Raw genomic sequence first — 13,232 nt, 5'->3', positions numbered from 1 at the left:
CAATGCTAAGCACAACCAACCATGTAGCGGCCAGGCTGGCGGCCGGGCGACCGCCGGTCCTGATCGTGATCGTCGATACCGAGGAAGAATTCGCCTGGGACCGGCCATTCGACCGCGCCAACGTCGATACCGCCTCGGTCGCGGCCCAGCCCCTGATGCACGAGCGCGTGTTCGACCGTTTCGGGATCGTGCCGGCATATATGGTCGACTGGCCGGTGGCCACCGCCCCGCAGGCCGTCGCCACCCTGCGCCGCCTGATGCAGGAAGGACGCTGCGACATCGGCACCCAGCTGCACCCATGGGTCTCGCCGCCATATGAAGAACAGGTCACGCGCTTCAATTCCTACGCCGGCAATCTGCCGCGCGAGCTCGAACTGGCCAAGCTGCGCATGCTCACCAACGCCATCGGCGACGCCTTCGGCCGCGCCCCGACCGCCTTCAAGGCCGGCCGCTACGGCCTGGGGCCGCATAGCGCCGAGGCGGCGGCAGCGCTGGGCTACGAGATCGACGCCAGCGTGGTGCCCTACACCCGTTTCGAGGAAGACGGCGCCCCGGATTTTCGCGCCTTCGACGAGCATCCCTACTGGTTTGAGGCCGGCGGACGACGCCTGCTCGAGCTGCCGGTGACCACCGGCTACGCGGGCTGGCTGCGCGGCATGGGATCGCGCCTGTTCGACCTGGCGCGCAGCCCGGCGGGACGCGCGCTGCGCATGGGCGGCGTGCTGGCGCGCACCCGGGCGCTCGAGCGCATCCGTCTGAGTCCCGAAGTCGCCAGCGGCGACGAGATGCGGCGCCTGACGCGCGCGCTGCGCGCCGGCGGCTGCGAAGTGTTTTCGCTCACTTACCACAGCCCTTCGCTGGTGCCGGGGCACACGCCTTATGTGCGCGACGCGGCCGACCGCGAACGCCTGATCTCTTCGATCCACGATTATTGCGCCTGGTTCCGCGACGAGATCGGAGGCCAGTTCATGGCCTTGTCGCAGGTTGGCGCAGCGCTGGCGCCGCAAGCCGTGAGCGTGACGCGCACGCTCGAAACGGTGCGCTGACGCCGGGCCGGGTCAGCGCCCGGCGGCGCGCGCGTGCAGCCGGCCCAGCCAGGGCCAGCGATAGGCGTTCAGGTGGTACATGGTGCGCACCTCGTCGGTCCAGCGCAGGTGCCACTCCATCACCCGGCCATAGAATTCGATGCGCTCGAAGCGGCGCGACGCGATGATGTCGCGCGTGGCTTCCTCGCGCATCAGGAGCGCCGGCGACAGGCCGTTGCCGATGCTCTCGTCGTACGCCGTCTTGAGCACGACGATGCAGTCGCCCCCCTCGACGCACAAGTCCATCGCCGCCAGCCGCTCGCCGATGAAGTAGCGGTAGACGCAGGCCGCGTCCATGGCGGCGAAGGCTTCCAGCATGGCGCGGTAGAAGCGGCCCTGCTCGTTGCCGGCGGCGACGGCGGTGCCGTCCTTCGCCTTCCAGCCGGCGCTTTCCAGGCGCCCGTAGTCCTCGACCGCGGCCGCCATCTCGTGCGCCGCGCGGCTGGCCTGGAGCCGGGTCGGCACGCCGTCGTCCTGCAGGCGCTTGCGCTGCTTGCGCAGGTTGCCGCGCAGGTTCTTGCCGCGCGTGTTCCAGTAGTCGTCGAAGCTGGCCGGCAGGGTGACGCGGGCGGTCTCGATATAGTCCAGGGTGCGCAGGCCGCCGTCGGCCGCATCGGCGGGACGGGGCATCAGCATCGGGTCGCATTGGGTGACGCCGAGCATCAGGGCGGCGCCGGGAAGCTGGCGCAGCAGCTCGGGCAGCACCGCGGGCGCCTGCGCGTCGCGCTGCAGCCACAGGCCGACCGGCGCCTGCGAAGGCTGGAAGGTGTTCCAGGCGCCGCCGCGCGACGGCGCCAGGATCGTCATGATGTCGGTCTCGCCATCGCGCTCATGCCAGGCCAGCCGCTCGCGGCCGCTGCCGAACACGGACAGCGCGGCGACCGCGAACTCGGGCGCCAGCAGCGGCGAGCCGGCGCTGTCCCGGTGCAGGCGGCGCCAGCGCTCCAGGTGCTCGGGCCGGGCGAGCAGGTCGGCGGCCGGGACCACGCGCCAGTTCATGCCGCCGCTCCCGCCGCTTCCCCCGCGCCTTCCAGCGCGCGGCGCACGGTGGCGGCCAGCCAGGCGCGTTCGTCATCGCGCAATTCCTGGTGCACGGGCAGGCCGAACAGGCGCCGGCCGAGCGCCACGCTGTTGGCGCACACGCCGGCGTCGACCCCGGGCCACAGGCTGGCGCCGAAGCGCACCATCGGCACGCCGGCGGCGCGCAGGCGTTCGAACAGCGCTTCCGGATGCTCGGCCAGCAGCGGGAACACCCAGGGGCAGGCGCCGGCGGGCAGCGCCGCGAACAGCGGCTGCCAGCCAGGCGCGCCGGCCAGCGCGCGCATCAGTTCCAGGTAGTTGCGGCGCCGTGCGTCGACCAGGCGCGCGCGCCCGGCGCGCCGCAGGACGCTGCGCGAGAACCATGACGAGCGGCGGTCGACCCAGCGCGGATCGAAATCGAAGCTGCTGTCCGACGAGGACGGGGCCAGCGCCGGGGCCGGGCCGGCGCTTGTCTTGCTGTGCGCCTCCCTGCGCGCCTTGACCCGATTCCACAGCATGGTCTTCAGGCGCAGCGGCAGGGCCAGCGCGGCTTGCAGCAAGGGCAGGCGACCGTGGCCGAAGCTGGCCTCGAGCGCGCCGAGCGCGGCTTTGGCTTCGAAGCCACGGCCGCCGCCGTGCAGGTCCGACGGAAGCGCGTGCCGATGCGAGACCAGGCAGCCGCCTTCGAAGACGGGGAAGAATTTCATGCTGCTGCCGATTGCATAGTCGCCGCTGGCGCCGACCGCGACGCCATCGCGCTCGCCGAAGTAGCAGTGGGCGCAATCCTCGATCAGGGCGGCGCCGTGAGCGTCGCACAGCGCGCGCAGGGCGCGCAGGTCTTGCGGGAAGCCGAAGAAATGGGTGGCCATGACGGCCTTCACGCCGGGCCCCAGTTTACTCGCCACGTCGTCGAGGTCGGCCGTGGTGTCGGGATGGACACGATAGAACACCGCCTCGGCCCCGCGCCAGTGCACGGGCGGAATCATCGAGGGGCTGTGGTAGGCCGGCACCAGCACCCGGTCGCCCGGGCCGACGCCGAGCGCGCGCAGCGCCATGCCGATCGCGATCCGGCCGCTCGTGACCGGCTGCACCGCGGGCGCGTCGTCCAGTGCCGGCAGGGTGTGGCCCCGGCCAGTGAACGTGTCGGACGAAAGCACCGGAACGGAGGGAATGGCTCGGCGATCGCGGGTAGGGGTCATGCTGGCGCTACGGATGTGTTTATTCTAGGCATGATTTAAATATAACATGCTGACCTGCCGTTTCCGCGCACCCGCCGCCGTGCGCGCGCTCGTGAAGTGATGTCGAAAAGGCATGCATTCCCTTGTTGCATGGCCCGAACTGGTAAGATGGCAGCTGCGTGGCGGATGCGCCGCGCCATTTCGCGCGATGCGGCCACCGGACCCACTATGCAATGAACCACCTGATCCACGACAGCATCTTCGACAGCGCGGCGCGCACTCCCGACGCCGCGGCCCTGGCCTACGGCGCGGCGCGCTGCACCTACCGCGAACTGGCCGACCAGGTAAGCGCGGCGGCGGCCCTGTTCCTGGCCCAGGGCATGCAGCCGGGCGAGCGGGTCGCGGTGTACATGGAAAAGCGCATCGAGAACGTGGTGGCCATGTTCGGCGCGGCCGCCGCCGGCTGCGTGTTCGTGCCGGTCAATCCCTTGCTGAAACCCGAGCAGGTGGCCTATATCCTGGCCGACTGCAATGTGCGCCTGCTGGTGACGACGCCCGAGCGCCAGGCCCAGCTGGCCGCCAGCCTGGCCGGCTGCCCCGACCTGCGCGCGCTGCTGCTGACCGACGGCGCCCGGCCGGCGCCGCTCGCCCAGGGCCTGGCGCTGCTGCACTGGCCGCAGCCCGCGACTGCGGCATCGTTCACGCCGCACCGCCGCATCGACACCGACATGGCGGCCATCCTGTACACCTCGGGCAGCACCGGCGCCCCCAAGGGCGTGGTGCTGTCGCACCGGAACATGGTGGCCGGCGCCGCCAGCGTGGCCGGCTACCTGGGCGTACGGGCCGACGACCGCCTGCTGGCGGTGCTGCCGCTGAGCTTCGACTATGGCCTGAGCCAGCTGACCACCGCCTTCCTGCGCGGGGCCTGCGTGGTGCTGATGAACTACCTGTTCCCGAAGGACATCGTGGCCGCCGTGCGCGCCGAGCGCATCACCGGCCTGGCCGCGGTGCCGCCGCTGTGGATCGCCCTGTCGCGCCTGGAGTGGCCGGCCGATTGCACGCTGCGCTTCATCACCAACTCCGGCGGCGCCATGCCGGTGGTGACGGTCGAGGCGCTGCGGGCCGCGCTGCCGCGCGCCGAGATCTACCTGATGTACGGCCTTACGGAAGCCTTCCGTTCGACGTATCTGCCGCCGGCCGAACTGGCGCGCCGCCCCGATTCGATCGGCCGCGCGATCCCCAACGCCGAGGTGCTGGTGGTGCGTCCCGACGGCAGCCTGTGCGAGGCCGACGAGCCGGGCGAACTGGTGCACCGTGGCGCCCTGGTGGCGCTGGGCTACTGGAACGACCCGGCGCGCACCGCCCAGCGCTTCCGCCCGGCTCCCGGCCAGGATCCGGCGCTGCCGTTGCCCGAGCTGGCCGTGTGGTCGGGCGACACCGTGCGGCGCGACGCCGACGGCTACCTGTACTTCATCGGCCGCAGCGACGAGATGATCAAGGTGTCCGGCTACCGCATCAGCCCGACCGAAGTCGAGAGCGTGCTGCATGCCAGCGGCCTGGTGAACGAGGTGGCGGTGTTCGGCATCGCCGACGAGACGCTGGGCCAGGCCATCGTGGCGGTGGCGGTGGCCGACCTCGGTGCGGTCGACCGCGCCGCGCTGCTGGCCGAATGCCGGCGCCGGCTGCCGGCCTACATGATCCCGGCCCACATCGTCGTGCGCGGCGAGGCGCTGCCGCGCAACCCGAACGGCAAGATCGACCGCAATCTGCTGCGCACGACCTTCCAGCCCGGAGAGTAACAACGTCCGGACCCACCGCACCTGTTCCAGTATATTCCCATGACCGGCACCAAGCCCCAGCACGCTCCCCAGATTCATTTCCCCGTGGTCGACGACGTCCTGCAAGTCGGCGCCATCCCGCTCACCCGGCTGGCCGAGCGCGTCGGCCGCACGCCGTTCTTCGCGGTCGACCGCGCCGTCTGCAGCGCGCAGGTGGCGGGCCTGCGCGCGATCCTGCCGCCGCAGGTGGCGCTGCATTATTCGATCAAGGCCAATCCGATGCCGGCCCTGGTGCAGCACATGGCGGGCCTGGTCGACGGCCTCGACGTCGCCTCCGGCGGCGAACTGAAAACCGCGCTCGACACCGGCAAGGATCCGGCCCACATCAGCTTCGCCGGCCCGGCGAAGACGCCAGCGGAACTGCGCCAGGCGATCGCGTCAGGGGTGTGCCTGAACATCGAGTCCGAACACGAGCTGGCCAGTGCCGCGCGCATCGGCGCGGAGCTCGGCATCACGCCGCGCGTGGCGCTGCGCATCAATCCGGCCTTCGAGCTCAAGTCGTCGGGCATGAAGATGGGCGGCGGCGCCAAGCCCTTCGGCATCGACGAGGAACTGGCGCCGGCGCTGCTGAAACAGGTGGCCAGCCTGGGCCTGGATTTCCAGGGTTTCCACATCTTCAGCGGTTCGCAGAGCCTGCGCCTGGACGCCATCGTCGAGGCGCAATCGCGCAGCATCGAGCTGGCCATGCGCCTGGCGGAGGGCAGCCCGCTGGCGGTGCGCCAGCTGAACATCGGCGGAGGCCTCGGCATCCCGTACTTCCCGGGCGAAGCGCGTATCGATCCGGCGCCGATGGGCGAGCACCTGGCGGCCTGGCTGCCGCGCCTGGCCGCGGCGCTGCCGCAGGCGCGGCTGGCGCTGGAACTGGGACGCTATTTGGTCGGCGAAGCCGGCGTGTATGTGGCGCGCGTGATCGACCGCAAGGTCTCGCGCGGCGAGGTATTCCTGGTGCTGGACGGCGGCATGCACCACCACCTGGCGGCCTCGGGCAACCTGGGCCAGGTGATCCGCAAGAATTATCCGGTGGCGGTCGGCAACCGCATGAATGCCGGGGGCGACGCGCCGGACAGCGGCCCGGCCTCGGCCACCGGCCCCTTGTGCACCCCGCTCGACATCCTGGCCGACCGCATGCCGCTGGCCCATGCCCGCGTCGGCGATCTGGTGGTGGTGTTCCAGTCCGGCGCCTACGGCGCCAGCGCCAGCCCGGCCATGTTCCTCGGCCATCCGCCGGCGCTGGAAGTGCTGGTCTAGCTCTGCGCCCTGGCGTCGGGCGCCTTGCCCAGCCAGCGGTTGATGCGGTCCTGCATGAACGGGATGCGCATCGGCGGGATATCTTCCTGGACCGGCATGCGGATCAGCACCTTGTCGAGGACGATCAGGATCGCGAACACGTAGTAGATCAGGTCGTAATAGGCCAGGGTCAGGAAGGCGCCGGCGGTCATGTAGCCGATGATGCTGACGTGGCACATGCGCGCCAGCATCAGGGCCCAGGCCAGGTCCGGCTTGTCGCGGCAGAAGCGGATCACCCGCGAGCCGAGGCGCCAGGCCACCAGGAACATGGTCAGGAAAATCGCCAGGCCGATGTAGCCCTGCTCACCCAGCACCTGGAAATAGATGCTGTGGGCATCGTAATAGCGCTCCGGCTCCGGCGCATACAGCATGAACATATGGGGCGCGAACACGTTCGGCCCGCCGCCCAGCACGAACTCGTTGGCGATATTGATCGCGAACAGCCAGGAGTTGATGCGCCCGGTCGCGGAGGCGTCCTCGTCGTACGTCTGGATGGTGTGCATCCTTCCTATCCATTCCTCGGGCATGGCCAGCAGGACGATGGGCACCAGGAGCAGGAAGGCGATGCCGGTCTTGAGCTTATGGTGCGACTTGAGCCACAGGAAAAAGCCCATCATGAAGACGGCAAGGAAGGCGCCGCGCGAGTACGAGCCGATCGCACCCAGCGCGGTGAGGGCGGCCATGGCCAGCACTGCGCGCTTGAGCCATTTTCCATGGACCTGGGTCACAAGATAGACCAGCAGCGGCGTGATCGTCACCAGCGCCAGCGCCAGCGTGTTGTTGTCGCTGATGAAACTCGCGCGCGGTCCGAGCATGCCTTCGCCGCCGCCGCTGAAGATGACGAAGATGCCGCTCTTGACACCCCAGAAGCCGATCGACAGCGCCACCACGATGGCCAGCATCTGGGCATCCTTGCGGGTGCGCACCGTCATGATGGTGAGGAAGATCATCAGGATGATCTTGCTGAACCGGTCCCAGTCCTGCCAGGCCGCGGCAGGCACTTGGGCGAAGATGGTGGTGACCGTCATCCAGCCGAAGAAAATCACGAGCATCACCACCAGCGGCGACATCGGGATCTTCTTCGGCTCGCGCGAGACCATGACCGCCACCAGGGTAATGATCGACAGGTACATCGCGAACGCGAAGTTCTGCGTGAAGCCGTAGCTCAGGCGGTGGGGATTCATCAGGCTGACCACGGCGTAGGCCATGGCGCCGACCACCGGGCGCTTGAAGATATAGGGAATGATCGCCACGAAGGCAAACAACAGGATGATGTCACGCATGGCCGGGCTGCCTCGGAATGCTTGGAATGGATGGTGTCATAGGGATGGGCAGGGTTCCAAAGCGCGCCGGGAAGCGCTGGCGCCGGATCGGTATTTGTTAAAAAGCAATGCCGCCATTATGCGAAAAATTTTTCCGGAGGGCAGCACGATTGACGCCAGACGCATAAATTTTTGACAAGCATGATACTATAATTCAAGTTCCAATCAGCACTGTTACGCCTTATCGTTACTCGCTGAAGCAACACCCGGCACAAGAAAAAACGGCGCGCACGGCGTGCGCTTTCACCGGTTCTTTCGTTCAGTTAATCCACCTTCCAGACAAATCATGAAGATCACTATCATTGGCACCGGCTACGTGGGCCTGGTTTCGGGCGCATGCTTCGCCGACGTCGGCAACACCGTATTGTGCCTGGACGTCAACGACGAAAAAATCGCCATGCTCAAGAATGGCGTCATCCCGATCCACGAACCCGGCCTGGACACCATGGTCGAGCGCAATGCCGCCGCCGGCCGCCTGCTGTTCTCGACCAGCTATGACGAGGCCGTCGCACACGCGGAATGCGTGTTCCTGGCGGTGGGCACCCCGCCGGACGAGGACGGCAGCGCCGACCTGACCCATATCCTGGCCGCGGCCCGCTCGATCGGCCAGCGTATCGAAAAACCGGTGGTGGTGGTCGACAAGTCGACCGTGCCGGTCGGCACCGCCGACAAGGTGCGCGCCGCGATCCAGGGTGAGCTCGACAAGCGCGGCAGCACCGTCGCGTTCTCGGTGGTCAGCAATCCCGAATTCCTGAAGGAAGGCGCGGCGATCGAGGACTTCATGCGTCCCGACCGCATCGTGGTCGGCAGCGACGACGCCAATGCCACCCGCCTGATGCGCCAGCTGTACGCGCCGTTCAGCCGCAACCACGAAAAGCTGGTCGAGATGGACGTGCGCAGCGCCGAGCTGACCAAGTACGCGGCCAACGCCATGCTGGCCACCCGCATCAGCTTCATGAACGAGCTGGCCAACCTGGCCGAAGTGCTGGGCGCCGACATCGAGTCGGTGCGCCACGGCATGGGCCTGGACCCGCGCATCGGCTCGCAATTCCTGTACGCCGGCATGGGCTACGGCGGCTCCTGCTTCCCGAAGGACGTGAAAGCCCTGGTCAAGACCGGCGCCGGCCACCAGCAGACCCTGCATATCCTGGAAGCGACCGAGCGCGTCAACGACAACCAGAAGAACGTCCTGTTCAAGAAGCTGTGCCGGTTCTACGGCGGCGTGGAGCACCTGAACGGCAAGACGGTCGCGCTGTGGGGCCTGTCGTTCAAGCCGAACACCGACGACATGCGCGAGGCGCCGAGCCTGATCCTGCTGAAGGAACTGTTTGCCGCCGGCTGCCAGGTGCGCGCCTACGATCCGGTGGCCAGCAGCGAAGCGCTGCGCGTGCTGGAGCGCGACCACGGCGCCGGCCGGGTCCAGGAAATGCTGACCATCTGCAGCTCGGCCACCGCCGCGGTCGACAATGCCGACGTGCTGGTGCTGGTCACCGAATGGAAGGAATTCCGCGCGCCGGACTTCCGCCACCTGGCCCAGACCCTGCGCGGCAAGGCGATCTTCGACGGCCGCAACATCTATGATCCGGCGGAAGTCGCCGCAGCCGGCCTGGCCTACGAAGGCATCGGCCGCGTCAGCCGGAAGGCCGCCTGATGATCACGGGCACCCACCGCATCCTGGTCACGGGCGCCGCCGGCTTCGTCGGCAGTTTCGTGGCGGCGCGCCTGGCGGCCATGGGCCACCAGGTGGTCGGCTGCGACAATTTCAACGACTACTACGATCCGCGTTTGAAGCACGACCGCGTGGCGGCCTTGCTGGCGCCGGCCGGCGTGCCCTGCCACACGGTGGAATTGAGCGACGCGGCCCAGGTCACGGCGCTGTTCGAGCGCGAGCGACCGACGCTGGTGGTGCACCTGGCGGCCCAGGCCGGAGTACGCTACTCGCTCGAGAACCCGGCCGCCTACGTGCAGTCGAACCTGGTCGCCTTCGGCAACATCCTCGAAGCCTGCCGCCACGGCAAGATCGAGCACCTGCTGTACGCCAGCAGCAGCAGCGTCTATGGCGCCAACGCCAAGGTGCCGTTCAGCGAGGACGACCAGGTCGACGCCCCGGTTTCGCTGTACGCCGCCACCAAGAAGTCCAACGAGCTGATGGCGCACTCGTACAGCCACCTGTTCAAGCTGCCGGCCACCGGCCTGCGCTTCTTCACGGTGTACGGACCGTGGGGCCGTCCTGACATGGCCTATTTCAGCTTTGCCGAGAAGATGGCGCGCGGCGCCACGATTCCGGTGTTCGCCGAAGGCCTGCTCACGCGCGACTTCACCTATATCGACGACATCGTCGAAGGCGTGGTGCGGCTGCTGTTCAAGCCGACGCCGGCCACGGAGACGCGCGCGGCGCACACCGTGTTCAACATCGGCAACCACAATCCGGTGCGGGTGCTGGACTTCATCCAGACGCTGGAAGGCGCGATGGGCATCGAGGCGCGCAAGGAATTCCTGCCGATGCAGCCGGGCGACGTGCCGGCCACCCATGCCTCGATCGACAAGCTCAAGGCCTGGGTCGACTTCGCGCCGACCACGCCGCTGGCCGCCGGTCTGGCCAGTTTCTGGGCCTGGTACCGGGACTGGGCGCCGGCACGCAAATGAGGCGGGATCGAGCATGAACGACCAGCCTCAGATCCTGCTGTTCCAGACCACCGACCCGGCCGCCGTGAAAAAGCGCCTGCTGCGTTTTCGCGCCGCTTTCCTGCGCCTGGGACCGCAATGCCGCTTCGCCGCCATCTCGTACACGCCGAATGCCAGGACCGAGGTGCGCAAGGTGGTGCTCGACGGCGTCGAGATCGAGCACCATGTGTACGGCCCGGACGCCATCGATACCCTCGGCTATCCGGCCAAGGGCGCCGCGCGTCCATTCAAGCTCATTCCCGGCAACTGCGACCTGCCGCCGCTGCTGTTCCGGCGCGCAGAGCCGCAATTTGCCGAGTATTGGGTGGTCGAGGACGACGTCGAGTACTCGGGCGAGCTGTACGACCTGTTCGCCGGACTGGCCCATCGCGAGGGCGACCTGCTGGCCGCCCACCTGGCGCGCGGCGAGGAGGAATGGACGTATTCCGCGATGCTGCACGCGCCCGGCCTGGACCTCAAGCCGGCCGACAGCTGGCTGGTGTTCCTGACGTTCTTCCGCATCAGCGGCGCGGCGCTCGACCTCATCGACCGCTACTACCGCGCCGGCTGGACCGCCCACAGCGAGAACGCCTGGGCCACGATCCTCAAGCATGGCGGCATGAACGTGGTCGACTTCGGCGGCGCCGGCGAGTTCGTGGCCGAGGAAGACCGCAACAAGCGCTACCACGGCGTGCCCAACGACGGCTTCGCCAAGAACGGCACCTTCGGCACGCTGAATATCCGCCTGCGCCCCGGGCGCCAGAAGGACGTGCTGTGGCATCCGATCAAGCCGCCGAAGGCCTGGCTGCGCCAGTGGCGCAAGCGGTATGTCTCGATGGCCCAGTGGTATCTGGGACGCCTGACGCGTTCGCGCTAGCGGCGTCGCAGGCTTGCCGAAAGCCCGCGGTTCTTGCGAACCGCGGGCTTTTTACATTGTTTCAGGCCTCGGCGCTGACCCGCAGGAAGGTCTCGAACATCAGCACCGACCACAGCGGGGTGCTGTAGTCCTTGCCGCCGGAGATATGCTGTTCGACCATCTCGCGCAGGAAGCGCTCGTTGAACATGCCGGTGTCGAGCAGCAGCGGCGACAGCGCCGCCGCGCGCAGCTTGTCGCGCAGCGGGCCGCGCAGCCAGGCCGCCAGCGGAATCGAGAAACCCTTCTTGGCGCGGTACAGCACGTCGTGCGACAGGAAAGGCTCGAGCGACTTCTTGAAGATGTACTTGCCTTCGCCGCCGCCCAGCTTGATGTCGGGCGGCAGGGTCGAGGCCCATTCGACGAAGGTGTGGTCCAGCAGCGGCACCCGCACCTCGAGCGAGTGCGCCATGCTGGCGCGGTCGACCTTGGTCAGGATGTCCCCGGCAGCCAGGTCTTGAAGTCGAGGTACTGGATCAGCGACAGCGGATCGTCGGTCGGCGACCTGGCCGCGTGCTCGTGGAACACCTGGATCGCCTCATAGCCCTGCAGCTCGCGCTTGAACGCATCCGAGAACAACTGGGCCCGGATCCGGTCCGGCATCTTCGACACGCCATGGAAATAGCCTTCGACCGTGTCGCGCGCCAGCGCCTCGAAGGTGGTCTTGGCGCGGAACATGCGCGGCGCCCAGTCGGCCTTCGGATACAGCCGGCCCAGCGTGCCGAATACGGGTTTGCGCAGGCCGGCCGGCACCTTGTCGCGCACGCGCTGCTCGGCCATCGCGAAGCGGTAGCGGCGGTAGCCGGCGAAGCTCTCGTCGCCACCATCGCCCGACAGCGACACCGTGACGTGCTTGCGCGCCAGCTGGCACACGCGGTAGGTCGGGATCGCCGAGCTGTCGGCGAACGGTTCGTCGTACAGCCGGCCCAGGGTATCGATCAGGCCGTAGTCGTCCTTGTCCACGATCTGGGCATGGTGGGTGGTGCGGTAGCGGGTGGCGACTTCGTTGGCGTATTTCGATTCGTCGTACTCGGGGTCGTCGAAGCCGATCGAGCAGGTCACCACCGAATCGGGATTCTGCTGCGCCATCATCGCCACCACCGCGCTCGAGTCGACGCCGCCCGACAGGAAGGCGCCCAGCGGCACGTCGGCCACCATCTGGCTCTGCACGCATTCCTGCAGCCGCGCCGTCAGCTCCTGCTCGATTTCCTGCATCGGGCGCTGCGGCGCGCGCTGGAACGGGATGTCCCAGTACTGTTCCGGCTGGACCGCCGTGTCGCCCGCGCGCAGGGTGATGCGGTGGCCCGGCGCCAGCTTGTAGGCGCCGTGGAAGATGGTGTGCGGTTCCGGCACGTAGCCGAAGGCAAAGTAATCCTCGACCGCGCGCGGGTTGAGCTTGCGCGACAGTTCGGGGTGGGTCATGATCGACTTGAGTTCGGAGCCGAACACGAACAGGCCGTTCGGCAGCAGCGCGTAGAACATCGGCTTGACGCCGAGATGGTCGCGCGCCAGGAACAGCGTCTGCTTCTTTCGATCCCAGATGGCGAAGGCAAACATGCCGCGCAGGCGCTGCAGGCAGTCCTGGCCCCAGGCCTGGTAGGCGTGCAGCAGCACCTCGGTGTCCGATTTGGTGCGGAAGGCGAAGCCGAGCGCGACCAGCTCGTCGCGCAGCTCGCGGTAATTGTAGATCTCGCCGTTGAACACCATCGTCACGTCGCCCTGGGCGTTGCGGATCGGTTGCTGGCCGCTGGCCAGGTCGATCACCGACAGCCGCCGGTGGCCCATGCCGAGCGCCGTTTCCAGATACAGCTCGCCTTCGTCCGGGCCGCGGTGGTGCTGGCTTTCGTTCATGCGGCCCAGCGCCGCGCGGTCGATCTCGCGAGTTCCCTGGGTATCAAAAATGCCGACGATTCCGCACATGCTGG

9 protein-coding genes and 1 pseudogene are annotated in these 13,232 nt (G+C 68.0%); 6 read left to right on the top strand and 4 right to left on the bottom strand.

All coding sequences use genetic code 11. The features are described from left to right. Positions 1-2 precede the first annotated feature (2 nt). Positions 3-1,046, top strand: a complete 1,044-nt coding sequence (locus DIR46_RS13145) for a polysaccharide deacetylase family protein (protein ID WP_109345615.1) — start codon at positions 3-5, stop codon at positions 1,044-1,046. 12 nt (positions 1,047-1,058) lie between these two features. Here the strand turns inward: DIR46_RS13145 and DIR46_RS13140 are convergent, their stop codons facing one another. Together DIR46_RS13140 and DIR46_RS13135 are read right to left on the bottom strand one after the other, a co-directional pair. Further along, positions 1,059-2,084 (bottom strand): GNAT family N-acetyltransferase, encoded by a 1,026-nt coding sequence (locus DIR46_RS13140; protein WP_109345614.1) that lies wholly within the window; start codon positions 2,082-2,084, stop codon positions 1,059-1,061. Next, positions 2,081-3,304, bottom strand: a complete 1,224-nt coding sequence (locus tag DIR46_RS13135; RefSeq protein WP_109345613.1) for an aminotransferase class I/II-fold pyridoxal phosphate-dependent enzyme — start codon at positions 3,302-3,304, stop codon at positions 2,081-2,083. Before DIR46_RS13135 ends, DIR46_RS13140 begins: the two co-directional genes overlap by 4 nt. A gap of 212 nt (positions 3,305-3,516) precedes the next feature. Here DIR46_RS13135 and DIR46_RS13130 point away from each other — a divergent pair, with 212 nt between their 5' ends. Further along, positions 3,517-5,082, top strand: coding sequence for an acyl-CoA ligase (AMP-forming), exosortase A system-associated (locus DIR46_RS13130; RefSeq protein WP_109345612.1), 1,566 nt, complete (start codon positions 3,517-3,519; stop codon positions 5,080-5,082). Between the two features lie 39 nt (positions 5,083-5,121). Beyond that, on the top strand, positions 5,122-6,369 hold the full coding sequence (locus tag DIR46_RS13125; protein WP_109345611.1) for a pyridoxal-dependent decarboxylase, exosortase A system-associated: 1,248 nt from the start codon (positions 5,122-5,124) through the stop codon (positions 6,367-6,369). Here the strand turns inward: DIR46_RS13125 and DIR46_RS13120 are convergent. After that, positions 6,366-7,691 carry a putative O-glycosylation ligase, exosortase A system-associated gene (locus tag DIR46_RS13120; RefSeq protein WP_109345610.1) on the bottom strand — a complete coding sequence of 442 codons (1,326 nt, stop codon included), beginning with the start codon at positions 7,689-7,691 and terminating at the stop codon, positions 6,366-6,368. The two genes, DIR46_RS13125 and DIR46_RS13120, sit on opposite strands and share 4 nt — an antisense overlap. A 325-nt stretch (positions 7,692-8,016) precedes the next feature. Here DIR46_RS13120 and DIR46_RS13115 point away from each other — a divergent pair, with 325 nt between their 5' ends. The 3 genes from DIR46_RS13115 to DIR46_RS13105 are packed head-to-tail and all read left to right on the top strand — an operon-like array spanning position 8,017 to position 11,271. Further along, positions 8,017-9,381 carry a UDP-glucose dehydrogenase family protein gene (locus tag DIR46_RS13115; protein WP_109345609.1) on the top strand — a complete coding sequence of 455 codons (1,365 nt, stop codon included), beginning with the start codon at positions 8,017-8,019 and terminating at the stop codon, positions 9,379-9,381. Beyond that, positions 9,381-10,376, top strand: coding sequence for an NAD-dependent epimerase/dehydratase family protein (locus DIR46_RS13110; protein ID WP_109345608.1), 996 nt, complete (start codon positions 9,381-9,383; stop codon positions 10,374-10,376). Before DIR46_RS13115 ends, DIR46_RS13110 begins: the two co-directional genes overlap by 1 nt. 13 nt (positions 10,377-10,389) lie before the next feature. Further along, positions 10,390-11,271, top strand: a complete 882-nt coding sequence (locus DIR46_RS13105) for a hypothetical protein (protein WP_109345607.1) — start codon at positions 10,390-10,392, stop codon at positions 11,269-11,271. A gap of 61 nt (positions 11,272-11,332) precedes the next feature. Here the strand turns inward: DIR46_RS13105 and DIR46_RS13100 are convergent. Further along, positions 11,333-13,227: pseudogene (locus tag DIR46_RS13100) on the bottom strand (XrtA/PEP-CTERM system amidotransferase). Between the last annotated feature and the right edge of the window lie 5 nt (positions 13,228-13,232).

Source organism: Massilia oculi (assembly GCF_003143515.1).
Classification (GTDB): domain Bacteria; phylum Pseudomonadota; class Gammaproteobacteria; order Burkholderiales; family Burkholderiaceae_D; genus Telluria; species Telluria oculi.
The sequence above is the reverse complement of the archived record's forward strand: the minus strand, read 5'-3'. Positions and strand labels throughout refer to the sequence as shown.

Coding starts and splice junctions, on each gene's coding strand:
- DIR46_RS13130 (WP_109345612.1), top strand. CDS start 3,517: ATGAACCACCTGATCCACGACAGCATCTTCGACAGCGCGGCGCGCACT.
- DIR46_RS13145 (WP_109345615.1), top strand. CDS start 3: ATGCTAAGCACAACCAACCATGTAGCGGCCAGGCTGGCGGCCGGGCGA.
- DIR46_RS13135 (WP_109345613.1), bottom strand. CDS start 3,304: ATGACCCCTACCCGCGATCGCCGAGCCATTCCCTCCGTTCCGGTGCTT.
- DIR46_RS13125 (WP_109345611.1), top strand. CDS start 5,122: ATGACCGGCACCAAGCCCCAGCACGCTCCCCAGATTCATTTCCCCGTG.
- DIR46_RS13105 (WP_109345607.1), top strand. CDS start 10,390: ATGAACGACCAGCCTCAGATCCTGCTGTTCCAGACCACCGACCCGGCC.
- DIR46_RS13120 (WP_109345610.1), bottom strand. CDS start 7,691: ATGCGTGACATCATCCTGTTGTTTGCCTTCGTGGCGATCATTCCCTAT.
- DIR46_RS13110 (WP_109345608.1), top strand. CDS start 9,381: ATGATCACGGGCACCCACCGCATCCTGGTCACGGGCGCCGCCGGCTTC.
- DIR46_RS13115 (WP_109345609.1), top strand. CDS start 8,017: ATGAAGATCACTATCATTGGCACCGGCTACGTGGGCCTGGTTTCGGGC.
- DIR46_RS13140 (WP_109345614.1), bottom strand. CDS start 2,084: ATGAACTGGCGCGTGGTCCCGGCCGCCGACCTGCTCGCCCGGCCCGAG.